Below are 19611 nucleotides of genomic sequence, written 5' to 3'. Positions count from 1 at the left end.
TGCTGCTATGAGCTAAGTGGCGGTTTTTTCTATGTTCTTTGGTCGGAGCGACAGGATTCGAACCTACGACCTCTGCCTCCCGAAGGCAGCGCTCTACCAAGCTGAGCTACGCTCCGACGCGGTTGGGCTAGCGCCTCAACGATGCGGAAGTATACGGATTTTGTGCCGTGATGCAAGTGTCCAGGCGGCTCAGGTGGTGCGTTCCACGGCCAGTTGGGCCAGCTCTGCCATGCTGTCGCGATAGCGGCTCGGCGGCAGCCGCTCGAGCTGCTCGAGGGCCTTGGCGGACATCTCCTCGGCACGCTGGCGAGTATAGGTCAGCGCGCCGGTCTGATCGACGATCGCCAGCACCTCATCGAGGCGCTCGAGGCCGCCCTGGCGGATCGCCTGGCGAATCAGCTTGGCCTGCTCCGGGGTGCCCTCGCGCATGGCGTGGATCAGCGGCAGGGTCGGCTTGCCCTCGGCAAGATCGTCGCCGACGTTCTTGCCCATCGCCGTGGCGTCGCCCTGGTAGTCGAGCAGGTCGTCGACCAGCTGGAAGGCCAGCCCCAGGTAGCGGCCGTAGTGCTGCAGCGCGGCTTCCTGCTCGGCGTCGGCCGCGGCGATGATCGCGCCGCTGTGGCTGGCGGCCTCGAACAGCATGGCGGTCTTGCCCTGGATGGTGTCGAAGTAGGCGGCCTCGTCGATGTCGGGGTTGCCGACATTGGTCAACTGCAGCACCTCGCCCTCGGCGATGGTGCAGGTCGCCGCTGAGAGCACCTCCATGACGCGCATCGAGCCGACCTCGACCATCATCTGGAAGGAGCGCGAATAGAGGAAGTCGCCAACCAGCACCGAGGGGGCATTGCCCCAGGCGTCGTTGGCGGTGGCCTTGCCGCGGCGCATGTGCGATTCATCGACCACGTCGTCGTGGAGCAGCGTCGAGGTGTGCATGAACTCGATCAGCGTGGCCAGGGTGATATGCTTGTCACCGTCGTAGCCCAGGGCGCGGGCGGCGAGCAGCACCAGCAGCGGGCGCAGCCGCTTGCCGCCGCTCTCGACGATATAGCCGGCGATGGACTCGACCAGCGGCACCCGTGAGGAGAGCTTGGCCAGGATGGTGCGGTCGACGGCGGCGAAATCCTCTGCCACCGTCGCGTGAAGGGGCGATGCTGTCGGCTGCATGGGCGCGCTGCTTGTAAGGGGTGGGGCCTGTCGCCCGGAAGCGGGCCGACCTTGGATTGAGGGCTATGCTATGGGCGCCCCATGGGGGCGTCAAGCGAGGATGGGCACCACCCGCAGGGCTTGTGTCACGCGTGCCTGGCGGCTATAATCCGCGACCCAACTCATCATGCTCCCTGTCAGATGGCTGCCGAAAGGGGCGCCACTCGCCGCAGGCCGATGAAGAGCGCAACCCCGATGAGTGTCTGGAGAGTTACGACATGTATGCAGTTATCAAGAGCGGTGGCAAGCAGTACCGCGTTCAGGAAGGCGAAACCCTGAAGCTCGAGAAGCTGGAAATCGCCACCGGTGAAACGCTGGAATTCGACCAGGTGCTGCTGGTCGGCGACGGCGACGACATCAAGGTCGGCGCACCGCTGGTCGATGGCGCCAAGGTTGCCGCCGAGGTCGTGTCCCACGGCCGTGGCGACAAGGTGACCATCATCAAGTTCCGTCGCCGCAAGCACCACATGAAGCGTCAGGGCCACCGCCAGTGGTTCACTGAAGTCAAGATCACCGGGATCTCCGCCTAAGCGGACACGCCCCCTGATAGAGCGAGGTATTTGCAATGGCTCATAAGAAGGCAGCCGGCTCCACGCGCAACGGCCGCGATTCCGAATCCAAACGCCTTGGCGTCAAGCTGTTTGGTGGCCAGGTAGTGACAGCTGGCAACATCATCGTGCGTCAGCGCGGCACCAAGTTCCACGCCGGCAATGGCGTCGGCCTCGGCCGTGATCACACCCTGTTCGCATTGAACGATGGCGTGATCAAGTTCGAGACCAAGGGTCCGAAAAACCGCAAGTTCGTCAGCGTCGTCTCTGCCTGAGAGCGCTATGAACTTGCTGTAAAAGGCCCCGCCACGGCGGGGCCTTTTGCGTATCATGACGGCCATGCCCGTCAGGAGAGTGAAACATGCAGTTCGTCGACGAAGCCTCGATCATCGCCGAAGCCGGCAACGGCGGCAACGGCTGCCTGAGCTTCCGCCGTGAGAAATACGTGCCCAAGGGTGGCCCGGACGGCGGCGATGGCGGCCACGGCGGCAGTGTCTACCTGATCGGTGACGATGCGCTGAATACCCTGATCGATTTCAAGTATCAGCGCTTCTACAAGGCCCAGAACGGCCAGGGTGGCATGGGTCGCCAGATGAGCGGCAAGGCCGGCGAGGACCTGCATGTCAAGGTGCCGGTGGGCACCACGGTGATCGACGAGGACACCCTCGAGGTGATCGCCGACGTCACCGAGATCGGCCAGGTGGTGCTGGTCGCCCAGGGTGGCCGCCGCGGGCTGGGCAACATCCACTTCAAGTCCTCGACCAACCGCGCGCCGCGGCGCACCACGCCGGGCACCGAGGGCGAGCGGCGCAACCTGCGCCTGGAAATGAAGGTGATGGCCGACGTCGGCCTGCTGGGCATGCCCAATGCCGGCAAGTCGACACTGATCCGCTCGGTTTCCGCGGCCAAGCCCAAGGTCGCCAACTACCCCTTCACCACCTTGGTGCCCAATCTCGGGGTAGTGAAGCTCGGCATGCACGAGCACTTCGTGATGGCCGATGTGCCGGGGCTGATCGAGGGCGCCTCGGACGGGGCTGGCCTGGGGCTGCGCTTCCTCAAGCATTTGACCCGTACCCGGCTGCTGTTCCACGTGATCGACGTGGCGCCGTTCGACGAGTCGGACCCGGTGGAGGCCGCCGAGGCAATCGTGCATGAGCTCGAGCAGTTTTCGCCGACGCTGGCCGAGCGGCCGCGCTGGCTGGTGCTCAACAAGTTCGACCTGCTGCCCGAGGAGGAGCGCGAGGCCGCCGCCCAGGCGATTCTCGAGCGGCTCGCCTGGGATGGGCCGGTGTATCGCATCTCGGCGATCTCCGGCGACGGCACCGAGGCGTTGGTGCAGGCTGCGCACCGCTGGTTGACCGAGCAGCGCCGCCTCGAGAACGAAGACGAAGCCGCCGCCGAGCGCGAGCGTGAGATGTGCGCGCGCATGGAGGCCGAATCGGTGGCGCGCACCGAGGCGCGGCTGGGCCGCAAGCGTAAGCGCCACGACGAGGATGACGACGACGTCGACGACGACGATTATGATGTCGAAGTGGAGTACGTGCAGTAACTCGTCCGTGTCGTTGCTCTGAGTTACAGGATGATCGCCTTGGAGAGCCAAGTGGAAAGCAACCCGCAGACGCCCGGTCGTGAGGCGCTGAGCGGCGCCCGCCGCGTGGTGGTCAAGATCGGTAGCGCGCTGTTGACCAACGACGGCCGTGGTCTCGACGAGCCGGCCATCGGCGGCTGGGTGGACCAGATCGCCGAGCTGCATCGCCGCGGTATCGAGGTGGTGCTGGTGTCGTCCGGCGCGGTAGCGGCGGGCATGGTGCGCCTGGGTTGGCAGGCACGGCCCTCGGCGGTGCATGAGCTGCAGGCCGCCGCGGCGGTGGGTCAGAACGGCCTCACCGAGTGCTACGAGGGCCACTTCGCCCGCCACGACCTGCTCACCGCGCAGATCCTGCTGACCCACGATGACCTCTCCAACCGCAAGCGCTACCTCAATGCACGCTCGGCGCTGCGCACCCTGGTCGATCTGCGGGTGGTGCCGGTGGTCAACGAGAACGACACCGTGGTCACCGACGAGATCCGCTTCGGCGACAACGACACCCTCGGTGCGCTGGTCGCCAACCTGCTCGAGGCGGATGCGCTGGTGATCCTCACCGACCAGGAGGGGTTGTTCGACGCCGATCCGCGCCACGACCCGACCGCCAAGCTGATCCACGAGGGCCGCGCCGGCGATCCGGCGCTGGCCGCGATGGCCGGCGGCGGCGGTGCGCTGGGGCGCGGCGGCATGACCACCAAGGTACTGGCGGCCAAGCTGGCGGCGCGCTCCGGCGCGGTCACGGCGATCGCCAGTGGCCGCCAGCCTGAGGTGCTGACGCGGCTGATCGAGGGCGAACGGCTGGGCACCCTGCTGCGCCCCGAGCAGGCGCCGCTCGCCGCGCGCAAGCGCTGGCTGGCCGGGCAGTTGCAGGTGCGCGGCAGCCTGACCCTGGATGCCGGGGCGGTCAAGGTGCTGCGTGGGCGCGGCTCGAGCCTGCTGCCGGTGGGGGTCACTGCGGTCAGCGGCAGCTTCGTGCGCGGCGATATGGTGGTGTGCGTCGATGAGCACGGCGAGCGGGTCGCCAAGGGGCTGGTCAACTACGGTGCCGAAGACGCCGCACGGCTGCTCGGCAAGCCAAGTCATCAGATCGAGGCGCTGCTCGGTTACATGGAAGCCCCGGAGCTGATCCATCGCGACAACCTGGTGGTGCTGTGAGGCCCGTGCCGTGCGGGTTTCGCAGTAGCAAGCGCGCCAACAGCATGATAGGATATGCCATCCTCTCAGACACGGCCCGGTGGTTGAGTGCAACCCAGTACGGCCAAACCGGTTGGGAGTGGTAGCATAATCCCAGCTTGGTCAACTAGTTACCGTAAGTCGGTGAAATAATTCTCCAAGGAGACAGTAAGTGGCTAACAGCAAGCAAGCCCGTAAGCGCGCCCGTCAGGCCGAGAACCGTCGCGTCCTCAAGGCCAGCCAGCGCAGCATGGTTCGCACCTACGTCAAGCGCGTCATCAAGGCCATCAACGGCGGCGACCACGCCCAGGCCATGGACGCCTTCAAGCAGGCGCAGCCGGTCATCGACCGCATCGCCGACAAGGACGTGCTGTCCAAGAAGAAAGCGGCGCGCATGAAGAGCCGCTTGAACAAGCGAATTAAGGCGCTGGCTGCGTAAGCCGGACGCTCTCTGCAAAAGAACCGGCTGCGGCCGGTTTTTTTGTGCCTGGTTCTGCTATTCATCAGCCCTGGAAGTGACGCCTCGACGTGGCCAACGACGACTCCTCATCTCAGCCGCCGCCCCACCCAGCTCCCGCCGCGGGCGCTCAGCCACCGGCGCGGGTCGGGCTGATGCGTTCGGGGCTGATCGTCAGTGCCATGACCATGCTGTCGCGGGTCATGGGCCTGGCCCGCGACGTGGTCGTGGCTGCGCTGTTTGGCGCTGGCAACGGCGCCGATGCCTTCTTCGTTGCCTTCAAGATCCCCAACTTCATGCGTCGGCTGTTTGCCGAGGGCGCCTTCAACCAGGCCTTTATCCCGGTGCTCTCGGAGTACGCCGCACGCAACAGTCGCGAGGAGGTGCGCGAGCTGCTCGACGCGGTGGCCGGCAGCCTGGCGGTGGTGCTGCTATTGATCACGGCGCTGGCGATGTTTGCCGCGCCCTGGCTGGTGTGGGTGTTTGCGCCGGGCTTCGGGCGCGACCCGGACAAGCTGGCGCTGACCGCCGACATGCTGCGGCTGACCTTCCCCTATCTGCTGTTGATCTCGCTGACCGCCTTCTCCGGCAGTGTGCTCAACACCTGGAACCGTTTCGCCATCCCGGCCTTCACGCCGGTGCTGCTCAACCTGTCGCTGATCGGCGCGGCGGTGCTGCTGACGCCGCTGATGAGCGAGCCGGCGATGGCGCTGGCCTGGGGGGTACTGATCGCCGGCATGGCGCAGCTGGCCTTCCAGGTGCCGTTCCTGGTGCGCCTGGGGCTGATGCCGCGGCCCTGGCCCAACTTCGCCCACAGCGGCGTCAAGCGCATCCTGCTGCTGATGGCGCCGGCGCTGTTCGGGGTCTCGGTATCGCAGATCAACCTGCTGCTGGATACCGTGCTGGCCTCGCTGCTGACGCCGGGCAGCGTCTCCTGGCTCTACTATTCGGACCGCCTGGTGGAGCTGCCGCTGGGGGTGTTCGGCATTGCCATCGGTACGGTGATCCTGCCGGCGCTTTCCAAGCGCCACGCCGAGCAGTCGCCGCAGCATTTTTCGCGAATGCTCGACTGGGCGATCCGCGCGGTGCTGCTGCTGGGGCTGCCGGCGGCGCTGGCGCTGGTGATGCTGGCCGAGCCGCTGTTGATCTCGCTGTTCCACTATGGCGCCATGACCGAACACGACATCCGTATGGCGGCGATGAGCCTGCGCGCCTACTCGCTGGGGTTGGTCGCCTTCATGCTGATCAAGGTACTGGCGCCGGGCTTCTTCGCTCGCCAGAACACCAAGACCCCGGTCAAGGTGGGGATCATCGCCATGGCGGCCAACATGATCTTCAACCTGATCCTGATCTGGCCGCTGGCGCATGCCGGCCTGGCCTTGGCCACGGCGCTGTCGGCATTCATGAACGCCGGGCTGCTGGGCTATCTGCTGCGCCGCGAAGGGGTGCTGACGTTCCAGCCCGGCTGGGGGCGCTTCGCGTTGCAGCTGGGCGGCGGCTGTGCGGTGATGGGCGCGCTGTTGTGGGGGCTGGCGCCGGACTGGCAGGCCTGGCTGGGCTGGGGCGTCTGGACCCGGGTCGGCTGGCTGGCGACCCTTGTAGTGGCCGGCGCCGGGGCCTATTTCGCCTGGCTGCTGGCGCTGGGCGTGCGGCCCAGCCAGTTCAAGTTGAATGGTTAGGCGGCGGCATAGGCGCCCGTAGTGTGGGCCGCTATAATCGATGGTTTTATTCGCTGAGGTACGGCACGGAGTACGCGAGCAACGCATGCAACTGATTCGAGGATTGCACAACCTGCGCGACGAGCATCGCGGCTGCGTGGCCACCATCGGCAACTTCGATGGCGTCCACCGCGGCCACCAGGCGATTCTCGAGCAGTGCCGCGAGCGCGCTCGCAAGCTTGGCGTGCCGGTGACCGTGGTGGTCTTCGAGCCGCAGCCGCGGGAGTACTTCGCCGGCGATCAGGCGCCGCCGCGGCTGACCCGGCTGCGCGACAAGGTCGCCCTGCTCGATGAGCACGGCGCCGACTTCGTGCTCTGCCTGCCGTTCAACGACGCGCTGCGCAGCCTCACCGCCCAGCAGTTCATCGACCGCGTGCTGCTCGACGGCCTCGATGTGAAGCACCTGGTGGTAGGCGATGACTTCCGCTTCGGCTGCGACCGCAGCGGCGACTTCACGCTGCTCGCCGAGGTCGGCGCCGAGCGCGGCGTGGGCGTCGAGCATACCCGTACCTTCACGCTGGACGATGAGCGGGTCTCCAGCACCCGGGTACGCACCCTGCTGGCCTGCGGCAACTTCGCCCAGGCCGAGCGTATGCTGGGCCGGCCCTATGTACTGAGCGGCCGGGTGGTGCGCGACCAGCAGCTGGGGCGCACCATCGGCGTGCCCACCGCCAATCTGCCGCTGCTGCGCCTGCCGCTGGCGCTGCGCGGGGTCTACGCAGTGGCGGTGATGCTGCCCGACGGGCGCCGCCTGCCTGGGGTCGCCAATGTCGGTTGGCGTCCCACCATGGGCAGCACACGTCCGGTACTCGAGGTGCACCTGTTCGACTTCGACGGCGACCTCTACGGTGCGCGGCTGACGGTGGTGCCCTGCGCCCGCCTGCGCGGCGAGATACGCTTCGATGGCCTCGAGCCGCTCAAGGCCCAGATTGCCCGCGACCAGGCCCAGGCGCGGCGCTACTTTGCCCGCCATGCAGGCGGGCTCGACGATACTCTTCCCCTGGCATCGGCGCCGCTGGCGCGCGAGGCTGCGACTTACGACTCCTCGGCCGCCGATGCGGCTGCCGGGCGCGACGCTGACGGACACTCATGAGCGACTACAAGCACACCCTGAACCTGCCCGAAACCGACTTCCCGATGCGCGGCATGCTGCCCAAGCGCGAGCCCGACCGGGTGGCGCGCTGGGAGCAGTTGGATATCAATCAGCGGCTGCGCGACGAGCGCCGCGGCCGCGAGAGCTTCGTGCTCCACGACGGCCCTCCCTACGCCAACGGCAGCATCCATATCGGCCATGCGGTCAACAAGATCCTCAAGGACATCATCGTCAAGTCGAAGAGCCTGGCCGGCTTCGATGCGCCCTATGTGCCGGGCTGGGACTGCCACGGCCTGCCCATCGAGCACAAGGTCGAGACTACCCACGGCAAGCACCTCGACCCCGAAAAGGCGCGTGGCCTGTGTCGCGAGTACGCCGGTGAGCAGATCCAGGAGCAGCTGCGCGACTTCATCCGCCTGGGGGTGATCGGCGACTGGAAGCACCCCTACAAGACCATGGATTTTGCCAACGAGGCCGGTGAGATCCGCGCCCTGGCCGAGATGGTCAAGGGTGGCTACGTGTTCAAGGGGCTCAAGCCGGTCAACTGGTGCTTCGACTGCGGCTCGGCGCTGGCCGAGGCCGAGGTGGAGTACCAGGACAAGCAGTCCGACGCCATCGACGTGGCCTTCCCCTGCGCCGACGACGACAAGCTGGCCGCGGCCTTTGGGCTGGGCCAGCTGCCCAAGCCGGCCGCCATCGTGATCTGGACCACCACGCCCTGGACCATCCCCGCCAACCAGGCGCTCAACGTGCATCCCGAGTTCGACTATGCGCTGGTCGACGTTGGCCAGCGCCTGCTGCTGCTGGCCGCCGACCTGGTCGAGAGCTGCCTGGAGCGCTTCGGCCTCAGCGGCGAGGTGGTCGCCACCGCCAAGGGCGCCTCGCTGGACCTGATCGACTTTCGCCATCCGCTCTACGATCGGCTGTCGCCGGTGTATCTCGCCAACTACGTGGAGTCCGAGGTGGGCAGCACCGGCATCGTGCACTCGGCGCCGGCCTACGGGGTCGACGACTTCGTCACCTGCCGCGCTCACGGCATGAGCTTCGATGAGATCAAGAGTCCGGTGCAGGGCAACGGCGTCTACGCCGACGACCTGCCGTTCTTCGGCGGCCAGATGATCTGGAAGGCCAATCCGCAGATCGTCGAGAAGCTCGCCGATGCCGGCGCGCTGATGGCCCACAAGACCATCACCCACAGCTACATGCACTGCTGGCGCCACAAGACGCCGGTGATCTACCGTGCCACGGCGCAGTGGTTCGTGGGCATGGATCTCGAGGGCAACGACGGCAAGACCCTGCGCCAGCGCGCCCTGGAGGGCATCGAGGCCACCCAGTTCACCCCTGCCTGGGGCAAGGCGCGGCTGCACTCGATGATCGCCAACCGGCCGGACTGGTGCATCTCGCGCCAGCGCAACTGGGGCGTGCCGATCCCGTTCTTCCTGCACAAGGCCAGCGGTGAGCTGCACCCGCGCACCGTCGAGCTGATGGAAGAGGTGGCAAGCCGCGTCGATAAGGAGGGCATCGACGCCTGGTTCCGCCTTGACCCCGCCGAGCTGCTCGGCGCCGAGGCGGCGGACTACGACAAGGTCACCGATACCCTCGACGTGTGGTTCGACTCCGGCACCACCCACTGGCACGTGCTGCGCGACTCCCACCAGCTCGGCCACGCCGAGGGGCCGCGTGCCGACCTCTACCTCGAGGGTTCCGATCAGCACCGCGGCTGGTTCCACTCCTCGCTGCTGACCGGCTGCGCCATCGACGGCCACCCGCCGTATCGCGGCCTGCTCACCCACGGTTTCACCGTCGATGCCCAGGGCCGCAAGATGTCCAAGTCGGTGGGCAATGTGGTCGCGCCCCAAGAAGTGATGGACAAGCTCGGTGCCGATATCCTGCGGCTGTGGGTCGCGTCCACCGACTACTCTGGCGAGATGGCGGTCTCCGACGAGATCCTCAAGCGTACCGCCGACGTCTACCGGCGTATCCGCAATACCGCGCGCTTCCTGCTCAGCAACCTCAACGGCTTCGATCCCGAGCGCGATGCGGTGGCCTTCGACGATATGCTGGCGCTGGACCAGTGGGTGGTCGACCGTGCCGCCCAGCTGCAGGCGCGCATCCAGACCGCCTATGACGAGTACCGCTTCCTCGACGTCTACCAGCAGGTGCACACCTTCTGCTCTCGCGAGCTGGGCGGCTTCTACCTCGACGTGATCAAGGATCGCCAGTACACCACCCAGACCGACTCGCTGGCCCGCCGCAGCTGCCAGACCGCGCTCTATCATGTGGTCGAGGCGCTGGCGCGCTGGGTGGCGCCGATCCTGTCGTTTACCGCCGAGGAGATCTATGAGCACATCCCCGGTAAGCGCGCCGACAGCGTGCTGCTCGAGGAGTACTACGCGGGCCTCGCCACCCTGGCCGACGATGCGCCGCTGGGTCGCGACTTCTGGGAGCAGGTGCTCGAGGTCAAGCAGGCGGTCAACAAGTGCCTGGAAGACGCGCGCAACGCCAAGCAGATCAAGAGCGGCCTGGCCGCCGAGGTGACCCTCTACGTCGACGACGGCCTGCATCAGACGCTGGCCAAGCTGGGTGACGAGCTGCGCTTCGTGCTGCTGACCAGCGACGTGCACCTGGCGCCGCTCGCCGACGGCAGCGCCGCCGAGGCCACCGAACTGGACACCCTCAAGGTGGCCGTGGCCGCCAGCGAGCACAGCAAGTGTGACCGCTGTTGGCACCACCGCGAGGACGTGGGCAGCCATCCCGAGCACCCCGAACTGTGTGGGCGTTGTATCAGCAACCTACCCGACGGCCCGGGTGAAACCCGGCGCTATGCCTGAGAGCTACGATGCCTGAGACTGCCGAAATGACCGACAAGAGCTCCGCCCCTCCGATGCACAAACCGCTGCGCTGGCTATGGCTGGCCGCGGCGGTGGTCGTGCTCGACCTGGCGACCAAGTCCGCCGCCAGCGCCTGGCTGAGTTACGCCCGCCCGGTGGAGGTGTTGCCGTTCTTCAACCTCACGCTGCTGCACAATCCCGGCGCGGCGTTCAGCTTCCTGGCCGGGCACCCGGGCTGGCAGCGCTGGTTCTTTGCGCTGATCGCCATTGGCGCCAGCATCGGCCTGACGATCTGGCTGCGTCGCCTCAGGGCGCATGAGGTGCTGTTGGCGCCGTCGCTGGCGCTGATCATCGGCGGCGCGCTGGGCAACCTCTTTGATCGCCTGGTGCACGGCTACGTGGTGGACTTTCTCTCCTTCCACGCTGCCGGCTGGTACTTCCCGGCCTTCAACGTCGCGGATATCGGTATTACCCTCGGTGCCGTGGGCCTGATTTTCGAATCGATTCGCGACGCACGGCGCTGAACCTCACGGCGGCCAGCGCATCCAACCAGTCCACGGCAGCGCCCCGCCCACGGCAAGAGAGACACAGATGAGCGATCAACCTGCTAGCGTCCATCGCGTCGCTGACGGCATGGAAGTCACCCTGCACTTCACCCTCAAGCTCGAGGATGGCACCGTGGTCGACTCGACCCGCGACAAGCGCCCGGCCACCTTTCAGGTCGGCGACGGCAACCTGCCGCCGGGCTTCGAGGCGCCCCTCGCAGGCCTTACCGACGGCGACACCGGCAGCTACCAGATCTCCCCGGAGCACGCTTTCGGCCAGCACAATCCGCAGAACGTGCAGCTGCTCAAGCGTGACGACTTCGACGACGTCGAGCCCGAGGTGGGCACGGTGATGTCGTTTGCCGATGCTGCCGGCGGCGAGCTGCCCGGGGTGATCGCCAGCATCGACGGCGAGCAGGTCGAGGTCGACTTCAATCATCCGCTGGCGGGGCGTACCCTGACCTTCGAGGTCGAGGTGATTCAGGTTCGCCCGGCCACCACTCATTGATGCCCACGGCAAGAGAGAACGCCATGCACATCAAGTTGGCCAACCCCCGCGGCTTCTGCGCCGGCGTCGACCGCGCCATCGATATCGTCAACCGCGCCCTCGATGTGTTCGGCGCGCCGATCTACGTGCGTCATGAGGTGGTGCACAACCGCTTCGTGGTCGACACCCTGCGTGAGCGCGGTGCGGTCTTCGTCGAGGAGCTCCACGAGGTGCCCGACGACGTTATCGTGATCTTCTCCGCCCACGGCGTGTCACGCGCGGTACAGGAAGAAGCCGAGCAGCGTGGCCTCAAGGTATTCGATGCCACCTGCCCGCTGGTGACCAAGGTGCATCTGGAAGTGCTGCGCTACGCCAAGCGCGGCCAGGAGTGCATCCTGATCGGCCACGCCGGCCACCCCGAAGTGGAAGGCACCATGGGCCGCTATGACACCGCCCACGGCGGTGCCATCTACCTGGTCGAGGACGAGGCCGACGTCGCCGCGCTCCAGGTCAAGGACCCCAGCCGGCTGGCCTTCGTCACCCAGACCACGCTGTCGATGGATGACACCGCCAAGGTCATCGATGCCCTGCGCGCGACCTTCCCCCAGATCGAAGGGCCGCGCAAGGATGACATCTGCTACGCCACCCAGAACCGCCAGGACGCGGTGCGTGGCCTGGCCGCAGAGAGCGATCTGGTGCTAGTGGTGGGCAGCCCCAACAGCTCCAACTCCAACCGCCTGCGCGAACTCTCCGAGCGGGTCGGTACCCCGGCCTACCTGGTCGATGACGCCAGCCAGGTCGACCCGGCCTGGCTCGACGGCGTCACTGCCATCGGCCTTACTGCCGGGGCCAGCGCCCCGGAGGTGTTGGTCAAGGGCGTCATCGAGCGGCTGCAGCAGCTTGGCGCCAACGTTCCCGAGGAGCTCTCAGGCCGCGCCGAGACGATTACGTTTTCCATGCCGCGCGAGTTGAGAGAGCGTGTTATCGTTAGCGAATGAGTACTAGCCCGGAGTGGGCTATTCTGACGAAATAGACTGGTCATGAAACCGGGCACATTGCCCGGTTTTTTGCGCCTGAAGACTGTCAGACGCGGCGCGCGATGGAGGCTCCAGTGAGAGGTGGTGCGACGAGGCAGGGCAACCGCAGGCGGGGGGCACCGCAGTGAGCGCAGGGCAAGCTACTGGCTTCGCCTCCCTGCGCCCGGCGCGGCAGGGGGGCTTCACTCTGATCGAGCTGATGATCACCGTGGCGATCATCGCCATCCTGGCGTCGATCGCCTATCCCAGCTACCAGCGCTATGTGCAGGACGCGCGCCGTACCGACGGCCAGTCGGGGCTGATGCAGGCAGCCCAGCAACTCGAACGCTGCTATACCGTGCAGGCGTCTTATGAGGACTGTGATTTCACCAATGCCTCAGCAGATGGGATCTACACGATTTCTGTTGAAAGGACGGCCAGCACCTTCACGTTAACCGCAACCACGGCCCAGCCCGATCGATGTAACAGCGACCTGACGCTGAATCACCAGGGTGTGAGGAGCCCAAGTGAGTGTTGGTAATGCTGACCGTTGGCGTCATTTTGGCGACGGTGACTAATGCTCTCGGGCACCGTGTAGGCTGTGCGGTAGAAGATAGCGGCGTGTTGCAGGCGTATGCAGGTAACGGTGATGGGGCGTACCGGCAAGGCTTCTGATAATGATCCTGAAAAGGTAGAAGAGTGAAGAAACAGTGCCATTTACCCAAAGCGCAGGCGGGTTTCACTCTGATTGAAGCACTGGTTGCCTTGCTGGTGCTGTCCATCGGGATGCTTGGTGTGGCCGTGATGCAGCTCAAGGCCCTGCAGGGTGCGCATGCGGCGTACCAGCGCTCGCTTGCTTCTCTGGCTGCTCAGGATGCCCAGGAAAGGCTTTGGGCAGTTATGGCCAACGCCCCGGATGAGCTGGTATGCCCCAGTTGGGAGGAAGCGCAGAACATTGGCGGAAGCAGCTGGCATGCTCAGTGGGTAGCGTTTCTTCCCGAGCTGAATAGCAGCCCTGTCAGTGACAGCGGAGGTTGCCAGTTTGATATTTCCGTGGGCTGGTCGGATCGCCGGTTTGAAAATGAAGATGCCCCGGTATTCGAATATACGATTCGCTTGCCGGGGAGTTGAAAATGAAAAGAAATGGCGGCTTCTCCTTGGTCGAACTAATGGTTGCCATGGTGATTGGCTTGGTTATCATTTTGGGAGCTGGGCGGCTTTTTTTGACAGTCTTTCAGACCAATCGCCAGGTGGAAACGCTAAGCGAAAAGCAGGCGGCAGTGAATTTTTCCGTTGAGATTTTGCTAAGAGATATTCGTCGCGCTGATCCCGCAAGCATTAACTGGAACGGTGAGATGCTAACCTTGATAGTGCCTAACAGGGGAGATCTTGTTAGCTGTCCTGGATCTGGCGATGTCCATAAAGCTTACAGAATCAGTAGCACAGAGGTTGGGCCAAAGTTGGGACGGGCGCTAGAAATGGGCCAGAGGTGTGGTGACTCTGTGCAGGCCGGCGATTTCGATCAGGTGGTTGCCGGTTTTGAAGATAATGATGTGGCGTTCATCATAGACGATAATTTACGGGATCGGGGAGTTCTTGTAGTGAAGTTGTCACTTATATCTACTGCTGATGGTGCGCCTGATTCTGTCGAATTTCATGCTGTTAATCGCACCGCGGCGGTAACGAATGAGTAAGCGTAGCGTAGATGAAGCCGATATGACTCCTCGGGGTGCGGTAATGAAACACCAGAAAGGCGCAGCGCTAATAGTCGTTCTATCCTTATTAGTCGTTTCGTTGATGCTTGGTCTATCGAGCATGCAGTCCTCGCAGATTGATGAACGGTTAGCCGGAAATTATAAAGCACAAGCCTCGGCGCAAATGGGCGCAGAAGGAGCCGTGTCCCTAGGGTTGGATAGCTTCAGGAGCTTGTGGGGTGATGAATTTTCGGAGAAAAGTGTCGAAGAAATAGCTGAAGAGCTTTCACCAAGTTCAAGTTTTTCATATTCCGATATTTTCTCAAATGATACTTGGCATAGTTATTTCGGTTACAGTGATAGCTCTTTGGATTGCTCTGAGGTAGATGTCTGTGTTTACAGTATTATATATGTTGATGGTGATAATGATGCTGGCTTGCGCGAGGGTGTTTACATTGTTGGCTTGGCCGGGGGAACTGGGGCCTTGAGTCATCCTGTTTTGGCACAGGTGAGTGTCGGACTTGTCCCGCTTAGTGACCTTGACCCATTAACCGTCACAAGCGATCTATATGACTTTGAGGCGCTTAGTAGTGGCCGTTTTAAGATGGGGCGTGAGGGGGACGGTAATATTGGTACATCTATTTCAGTATCAAGAGAAAGTGATGTCTCTGCAGTTATGTCTGCGATTGAAGGTGGCCCCGACAAGTCTGGTAATTATGCGACAAACGTGGATGGGGAGTATGTGGTCTATATAGAGGGTGGGTATCCGATTTTCTCCAGCGCCACCGCTTTGCAAGAGCTGGTTGACAATGTTGTTGATCATTATGGAAATGATGCGGATGCGCTGGCGGTGCTTGGCACACCTGATAGCCCAAAGATATCATATGTCCAGCCTGAAAGTGGAACATATTCTTATAATGAGTCATCGGCAAAGTCAGGCATTCTAGTTGTTGATGGAAATTTTAGTTGGAGTGGCAATAATACATATGAGGGCCTTATTGTCGTTCTTGGCCAAACCTTGGCATACAATGGTGGTGGAGGTTCTATAAGAGGGGCGTTAGTTCACGCGTCTATTGCAGGGTCACCAGGAGCTAGAGAGGGGGATTGGAGCTTTGGCATTGGGCAAGCTAGTGTTACTTCTAACTTGAATGGCGGGGGTGACTTTTCTTTTGTCCATTCAGTAGAAGTTCTCGACACTGTTGCGCGGCTTTTGGAGCCTGTGTCAGATGGTTTGATAGATATTAGTGATATGAAGAAAACTGACGAGCTTAAGGTGATGTCTTGGCGGTGACCTGTTCTCTCGATATGGGAAGGTTTTTTATAATATTGCAGTGCTTGCTGCAATTCATGTTTTATTGCTCAGCAAGTGCTGGGCCTTCTGTTATAACTACGGATGCGACCAGTGTTATTGACGATAACATGTGAACCTGTTTCCATTCGGCCACACAATCGAAAAGTCCCATTATATCCTGTTGACCGCCCCAGCGCTTGATAGCGCACAGGTCGGTTGTCTTTACGGTAGGTCAGCGACTCTAGGCGGCTTTTGCCTAGAGTGCGCAATAACTCGGCATCCCCATCGTCGCCGCTTCCGGCGAAGATCGCGAGGGGACTCTCCCAGCCAGCGGCGACGTCGCAGTACTGTAGGGTTGGGCTGGGGCAGAGGGTTACTTGACTGCGGCGCATGATGGCCGCGCTTCTTGTCATTGCCAATGCCGACTTGAGTCGCATCACCTCAGCGGCGACCTGATTGCGTGCGGTAAACTGCTGGTAGTTGGGAATGGCCCAGGTGGCCATGATCACCGCCACGGCGATGACGACCAGCAGCTCGATCAGCGTAAACCCCTGAGTTAGATGACGTACGCGCTGGCGGTTTGCCGCTGGCGTCTCGTGATAGTCTTGGTGGCTCGGTGGGTGCATGGGTGCCTCCCTGGCAGGCGCGTTCCATCCCTGGTGCCGCTACTGTCACCCTAGCCCAAGCCTGTGTAAGCCATATCGGATTCTGCTGTGAGTGATTTCCTAGTCGTAGGCGGCGGTGTCATCGGCATGATGACCACGCTGCAGTTGGCCGATGCCGGCCACGAGGTGACCCTGCTCGAGCGCGGCGCGTGCGGCCGCGAGTCCTCCTGGGCCGGCGGCGGCATCGTCTCGCCACTCTACCCGTGGCGCTATTCGGCGCCGATCTCGCGTCTCTCGACCTGGTCGGAAGGCTACTACCCCGAGCTTGCGCTGCGGCTGCTGGAAGAGACGGGTATCGACCCAGAGTATCGCCAGAAGGGGTTGCTGTACCTGCGCGTCGATGACGAGGCGCGGGCGCTGGGCTGGGCGCGAGCGGTGGGCAAGCCGCTGGAGCGAGTCGCGGCCGATTTCCTCTACGCCAAGGAGCCGGCGGCGGTGCCGGGCTGCGATGGCGCGCTGTGGATGCCGACGCTGGGCAGCATTCGCAATCCGCGGCTGGTCAAGGCGCTGCGCGAACGCCTGCTGGCGATGCCCAAGGTGCGTCTCATGGAGGGCTGCGAGGTGACCGGGCTTTCGCACGCGGCAGGGCGTATCACGGCGGTAAATGCTGGCGCTGAGCGTTTCACTGCAGGTGAGGTGGTGGTCTGCGGTGGCGCCTGGGCCGCCGAGCTGCTCGGGTCACTCGGCGTGGGCCTGCCGGTGCGCCCGGTCAAGGGGCAGATGATCCTGTTCAGGGCGCCGCCGGGACTGGTGCAGCGAGTGGTACTGATGGATGGCCGCTACGTGATTCCACGTGGCGATGGCCGCGTGCTGGCCGGCTCGACGCTGGAAGAGGCGGGCTTCGACAAGGGCACCGACCGGGCGGCCAGGGAGTCGCTGTGGGAGAGTGCCACGCGTATCGTGCCGGCACTGGCTGAGTGCGAGGTGGAGCACCACTGGGCCGGGCTGCGGCCGGGCTCGCCGGATGGCACGCCCTTTATCGGCCGCGTGCCGGGGCTCGACAACCTCAGCGTCAATGCCGGCCACTACCGTAATGGCTTGGTGCTGGCGCCGGCCTCGACGCGGCTGCTGGTGGATCAGCTGCTGGGACGCGAAGCGATCCTCGACCCGAGTCCCTATCGGCTGGAAGGGCGCCTGAGCGCTACTGCGTGACACAGCACTCACGCCGATGCCCCGTGGCTTGCCGGCGACAGGGCGCTGTGGACACGCTGCGACCCCACCCCTGGGTGCTCGAAGCCCCTCGCTACTCGTCCTTCTGCTCCTCGAGATACTTGTCGCGGTGGGCGCTGGAGCAGAACCATTCGCCGCGCTCGCGCAGGGCATCGCTTTCGGGCAGGTGCACCTTGCAGTAGGTACAGCGCACGATCTGGTTGGCGTCGCTGTCGCCTGCATCATGGTCCAGCAGCTCCTCGCGGTCGAGTTTCCACTCGCGGTACATGCGGTACAGCTTGAGGCCGGCGAAGAACAGCACGGCGAAAATGATCAGGCGAATGATCAACAGGTTCATCCTTCTATGACTCCTTGCGGGAGGCGGGCACGCGTCGCGGCTTTGCCAGCGGTGCGGCCATGCGGGACAATGGGCTATCTATGAGTTTCGAGAGATTTTCACGCCCATGCAAGACTTGACGCTGGTGATGGCCCAACTCGACCCGCTGGTCGGTGATATTCCCGGCAATACCGAGCGCGCCATCGAGTCGGTACGCGAGGCGCGTATCGAGCATGGTGCCGATATCGTGGTGCTGCCGGAGCTGTTCCTGACCGGCTACCCGCCGGAGGATCTGCTGTTGCGTCCGTCGATGGAGACGCGGCTGCGTGAGGCGCGGGCGCGGATGGCCGAGAAGATGTCCCGCGAGGTGCTGGTGATCGTCGGCTACCCGGGCATGCGCGAGGGGCAGCGCTACAATCTCGCCGGCCTGCTCTACCAGGGCGAATGGGTAGCCGAGTATGCCAAGCAGGCGCTGCCCAACTATCAGGTATTCGACGAGCAGCGCTACTTTGCGCCGGGCAGCGAGCCGTTGGTGTATGAGCACAAGGGCGCCAAGCTCGGCATCCTGATCTGCGAGGACATGTGGCAGGAAGCGCCGGCGCGCCTCGCCAAGCAGGCCGGCGCCGAGATCCTGGTGACTCTCAACGCCTCACCGTACCACCAGGACAAGCCCGCCGAGCGCCTGGCGCTGTTTGCCGAGCGCGCCGCCGAGGTGGGGCTGCCGCTGGTCTACGTCAACCAGATCGGTGGCCAGGACGAACTGGTATTCGATGGCGGTTCGGCCTGCGTCGACGCCCAGGGCAAGCTGCAGGTGCAGGCGCCGCACTGGCAGGTGGGGCTGATGCCGGTGCAACTGGTCAAGGAGAAAGCCGGCTGGGTACCCCGCGGCGGTGAGACCGAGCCCGAGGTCGAGGCCGAGGAGAGCCTCTACTGTGCGTTGGTGACTGGGGTGCGCGACTACGTCAACAAGAGTGGCTTCAAGGGCGTGGTGCTGGGACTGTCCGGCGGCATCGACTCGGCGCTGTCGCTGGCCATCGCGGTGGATGCCCTGGGCCCCGAGCGCGTCCACGCGGTGATGATGCCCTACCACTACACCGCCGAGATCTCCCAGCAGGACGCCGCCGAACAGGCCCGTCTGCTGGGCGTCAACTACGAGGTGATGCCGATCGCGCCGATGGTCGAGGCGTTCAGCGAGACGCTGGCCGAGAGCTTCGCCGGCACCCAGCGCGATACCACCGAGGAGAACCTGCAGTCGCGGGTGCGCGGCGTGCTGCTGATGGCGATCTCCAACAAGAAGGGCCTGATGGTGCTGACCACCGGCAACAAGAGCGAGATGGCGGTGGGCTATGCGACGCTCTATGGCGATATGGTTGGCGGCTACAACGCCCTGAAGGACGTCTACAAGACCTGGGTTTACCGCCTGGCGCGCTGGCGCAACATCCAGGAGCCGGCGATCCCCGAGCGGGTCATCACCCGCCCGCCCTCCGCCGAGCTGGCACCGGACCAGCAGGACAGCGACTCGCTGCCCGACTACGATACCCTCGACGCCATCCTGGCGCGCTACATCGAGGGCGACATGAGTGCCGAGGCGATCATCGAGGCGGGCTTCGCCCGTGAGGATGTCTATCGCGTGGTGCAGTTGGTCGATCGCTGCGAGTACAAGCGGCGCCAGGCGCCGGTCGGCGTGCGCGTGACGCCACGTGGCTTCGGGCGTGACCGCCGCTACCCGATCGTCAATGGCTGGCAGCCGGGGGAGTAGGCTCGCGGGCTACGGGCTACGGGCTACGGGCCAAAAAAGCGCCACCGGCCCAATGGGCGG

The 19611-nt window shown here is 64.1% G+C and carries 20 protein-coding genes and 1 tRNA gene; 17 read left to right on the top strand and 4 right to left on the bottom strand.

Features of this window, described 5'->3' with window-relative positions; genetic code table 11:
- Window positions 1-39 precede the first annotated feature (39 nt).
- Together CK498_RS22650 and ispB are read right to left on the bottom strand one after the other, a co-directional pair.
- Window positions 40-116 (bottom strand) — tRNA-Pro (locus CK498_RS22650).
- A 73-nt stretch (window positions 117-189) separates the two neighbouring features.
- The gene (gene ispB / locus CK498_RS22645; RefSeq protein WP_095623132.1) at window positions 190-1164 is read right to left on the bottom strand and encodes an octaprenyl diphosphate synthase; all 975 of its coding nucleotides are present in this window, start codon (window positions 1162-1164) and stop codon (window positions 190-192) included.
- A 257-nt stretch (window positions 1165-1421) separates the two neighbouring features.
- Here ispB and rplU point away from each other — a divergent pair, with 257 nt between their 5' ends.
- From rplU to CK498_RS22570, 15 genes are all read left to right on the top strand, one after another.
- A complete protein-coding gene (rplU, locus tag CK498_RS22640) occupies window positions 1422-1733 on the top strand; it encodes a 50S ribosomal protein L21 (protein WP_095623131.1) in 312 nt (103 codons plus the stop codon).
- 35 nt (window positions 1734-1768) lie between these two features.
- Window positions 1769-2026 carry a 50S ribosomal protein L27 gene (rpmA, locus tag CK498_RS22635; protein WP_095623130.1) on the top strand — a complete coding sequence of 86 codons (258 nt, stop codon included), beginning with the start codon at window positions 1769-1771 and terminating at the stop codon, window positions 2024-2026.
- Window positions 2027-2112: 86 nt separating this feature from the next.
- On the top strand, window positions 2113-3300 hold the full coding sequence (gene cgtA / locus CK498_RS22630; RefSeq protein ID WP_095623129.1) for an Obg family GTPase CgtA: 1188 nt from the start codon (window positions 2113-2115) through the stop codon (window positions 3298-3300).
- Window positions 3301-3330: 30 nt separating this feature from the next.
- A complete protein-coding gene (proB, locus tag CK498_RS22625) occupies window positions 3331-4491 on the top strand; it encodes a glutamate 5-kinase (protein WP_176475884.1) in 1161 nt (386 codons plus the stop codon).
- A gap of 190 nt (window positions 4492-4681) precedes the next feature.
- On the top strand, window positions 4682-4948 hold the full coding sequence (rpsT, locus tag CK498_RS22620; RefSeq protein ID WP_095623128.1) for a 30S ribosomal protein S20: 267 nt from the start codon (window positions 4682-4684) through the stop codon (window positions 4946-4948).
- A 173-nt stretch (window positions 4949-5121) separates the two neighbouring features.
- Window positions 5122-6645, top strand: a complete 1524-nt coding sequence (gene murJ, locus CK498_RS22615) for a murein biosynthesis integral membrane protein MurJ (protein WP_095623127.1) — start codon at window positions 5122-5124, stop codon at window positions 6643-6645.
- A gap of 85 nt (window positions 6646-6730) precedes the next feature.
- The gene (gene ribF, locus CK498_RS22610) at window positions 6731-7777 is read left to right on the top strand and encodes a bifunctional riboflavin kinase/FAD synthetase (RefSeq protein ID WP_095623126.1); all 1047 of its coding nucleotides are present in this window, start codon (window positions 6731-6733) and stop codon (window positions 7775-7777) included.
- Entirely contained in the window at window positions 7774-10608 is a 2835-nt protein-coding gene (gene ileS / locus CK498_RS22605) for an isoleucine--tRNA ligase (RefSeq protein WP_095623125.1), read from the top strand. Before ribF ends, ileS begins: the two co-directional genes overlap by 4 nt.
- 8 nt (window positions 10609-10616) lie before the next feature.
- The gene (gene lspA, locus CK498_RS22600; protein ID WP_095623124.1) at window positions 10617-11132 is read left to right on the top strand and encodes a signal peptidase II; all 516 of its coding nucleotides are present in this window, start codon (window positions 10617-10619) and stop codon (window positions 11130-11132) included.
- A gap of 67 nt (window positions 11133-11199) precedes the next feature.
- On the top strand, window positions 11200-11661 hold the full coding sequence (gene fkpB / locus CK498_RS22595; RefSeq protein ID WP_095623123.1) for an FKBP-type peptidyl-prolyl cis-trans isomerase: 462 nt from the start codon (window positions 11200-11202) through the stop codon (window positions 11659-11661).
- 23 nt (window positions 11662-11684) lie between these two features.
- Window positions 11685-12638 carry a 4-hydroxy-3-methylbut-2-enyl diphosphate reductase gene (gene ispH, locus CK498_RS22590; RefSeq protein WP_095623122.1) on the top strand — a complete coding sequence of 318 codons (954 nt, stop codon included), beginning with the start codon at window positions 11685-11687 and terminating at the stop codon, window positions 12636-12638.
- Between the two features lie 163 nt (window positions 12639-12801).
- Complete coding sequence (locus tag CK498_RS26740) at window positions 12802-13197, top strand: type IV pilin protein (protein WP_267873766.1); 396 nt, start codon at window positions 12802-12804, stop codon at window positions 13195-13197.
- Window positions 13198-13355: 158 nt separating this feature from the next.
- A complete protein-coding gene (gene pilV, locus CK498_RS22580) occupies window positions 13356-13787 on the top strand; it encodes a type IV pilus modification protein PilV (RefSeq protein ID WP_095623121.1) in 432 nt (143 codons plus the stop codon).
- A 2-nt stretch (window positions 13788-13789) separates the two neighbouring features.
- Window positions 13790-14350, top strand: coding sequence for a PilW family protein (locus CK498_RS22575; RefSeq protein ID WP_095623120.1), 561 nt, complete (start codon window positions 13790-13792; stop codon window positions 14348-14350).
- On the top strand, window positions 14343-15641 hold the full coding sequence (locus tag CK498_RS22570) for a pilus assembly PilX family protein (RefSeq protein WP_095623119.1): 1299 nt from the start codon (window positions 14343-14345) through the stop codon (window positions 15639-15641). Before CK498_RS22575 ends, CK498_RS22570 begins: the two co-directional genes overlap by 8 nt.
- A 68-nt stretch (window positions 15642-15709) precedes the next feature.
- Here CK498_RS22570 and CK498_RS22565 read toward each other — a convergent pair whose 3' ends face one another.
- Complete coding sequence (locus CK498_RS22565; protein WP_095623118.1) at window positions 15710-16267, bottom strand: GspH/FimT family pseudopilin; 558 nt, start codon at window positions 16265-16267, stop codon at window positions 15710-15712.
- Between the two features lie 87 nt (window positions 16268-16354).
- On the opposite strand from CK498_RS22565, the gene thiO reads away from it, so the two are divergent.
- Window positions 16355-17458, top strand: coding sequence for a glycine oxidase ThiO (gene thiO, locus CK498_RS22560; protein ID WP_095623117.1), 1104 nt, complete (start codon window positions 16355-16357; stop codon window positions 17456-17458).
- 91 nt (window positions 17459-17549) lie between these two features.
- Here the strand turns inward: thiO and CK498_RS22555 are convergent, their stop codons facing one another.
- Window positions 17550-17813, bottom strand: coding sequence for a PP0621 family protein (locus CK498_RS22555; protein WP_095623116.1), 264 nt, complete (start codon window positions 17811-17813; stop codon window positions 17550-17552).
- 106 nt (window positions 17814-17919) lie between these two features.
- Between CK498_RS22555 and CK498_RS22550 the strand changes: the two genes are divergently transcribed.
- Window positions 17920-19551: an NAD+ synthase gene (locus tag CK498_RS22550; protein WP_095623115.1), complete on the top strand. Its 1632-nt coding sequence runs from the start codon at window positions 17920-17922 to the stop codon at window positions 19549-19551.
- Window positions 19552-19611: the final 60 nt, after the last annotated feature.

Source organism: Halomonas salipaludis, assembly GCF_002286975.1.
Taxonomy (GTDB): Bacteria; Pseudomonadota; Gammaproteobacteria; order Pseudomonadales; family Halomonadaceae; genus Franzmannia; species Franzmannia salipaludis.
The sequence above is the reverse complement of the archived record's forward strand: the minus strand, read 5'-3'. Positions and strand labels throughout refer to the sequence as shown.

What these genes read in the sequence shown, in the direction of transcription:
- ispB (WP_095623132.1), bottom strand. Translation starts at nt 1,164, where the DNA reads ATGCAGCCGACAGCATCGCCCCTTCACGCGACGGTGGCAGAGGATTTC.
- rplU (WP_095623131.1), top strand. Translation starts at nt 1,422, where the DNA reads ATGTATGCAGTTATCAAGAGCGGTGGCAAGCAGTACCGCGTTCAGGAA.
- rpmA (WP_095623130.1), top strand. Translation starts at nt 1,769, where the DNA reads ATGGCTCATAAGAAGGCAGCCGGCTCCACGCGCAACGGCCGCGATTCC.
- cgtA (WP_095623129.1), top strand. Translation starts at nt 2,113, where the DNA reads ATGCAGTTCGTCGACGAAGCCTCGATCATCGCCGAAGCCGGCAACGGC.
- proB (WP_176475884.1), top strand. Translation starts at nt 3,331, where the DNA reads ATGATCGCCTTGGAGAGCCAAGTGGAAAGCAACCCGCAGACGCCCGGT.
- murJ (WP_095623127.1), top strand. Translation starts at nt 5,122, where the DNA reads ATGCGTTCGGGGCTGATCGTCAGTGCCATGACCATGCTGTCGCGGGTC.
- ribF (WP_095623126.1), top strand. Translation starts at nt 6,731, where the DNA reads ATGCAACTGATTCGAGGATTGCACAACCTGCGCGACGAGCATCGCGGC.
- ileS (WP_095623125.1), top strand. Translation starts at nt 7,774, where the DNA reads ATGAGCGACTACAAGCACACCCTGAACCTGCCCGAAACCGACTTCCCG.
- lspA (WP_095623124.1), top strand. Translation starts at nt 10,617, where the DNA reads ATGCCTGAGACTGCCGAAATGACCGACAAGAGCTCCGCCCCTCCGATG.
- fkpB (WP_095623123.1), top strand. Translation starts at nt 11,200, where the DNA reads ATGAGCGATCAACCTGCTAGCGTCCATCGCGTCGCTGACGGCATGGAA.
- ispH (WP_095623122.1), top strand. Translation starts at nt 11,685, where the DNA reads ATGCACATCAAGTTGGCCAACCCCCGCGGCTTCTGCGCCGGCGTCGAC.
- CK498_RS22575 (WP_095623120.1), top strand. Translation starts at nt 13,790, where the DNA reads ATGAAAAGAAATGGCGGCTTCTCCTTGGTCGAACTAATGGTTGCCATG.
- CK498_RS22570 (WP_095623119.1), top strand. Translation starts at nt 14,343, where the DNA reads ATGAGTAAGCGTAGCGTAGATGAAGCCGATATGACTCCTCGGGGTGCG.
- CK498_RS22565 (WP_095623118.1), bottom strand. Translation starts at nt 16,267, where the DNA reads ATGCACCCACCGAGCCACCAAGACTATCACGAGACGCCAGCGGCAAAC.
- CK498_RS22555 (WP_095623116.1), bottom strand. Translation starts at nt 17,813, where the DNA reads ATGAACCTGTTGATCATTCGCCTGATCATTTTCGCCGTGCTGTTCTTC.
- CK498_RS22550 (WP_095623115.1), top strand. Translation starts at nt 17,920, where the DNA reads ATGCAAGACTTGACGCTGGTGATGGCCCAACTCGACCCGCTGGTCGGT.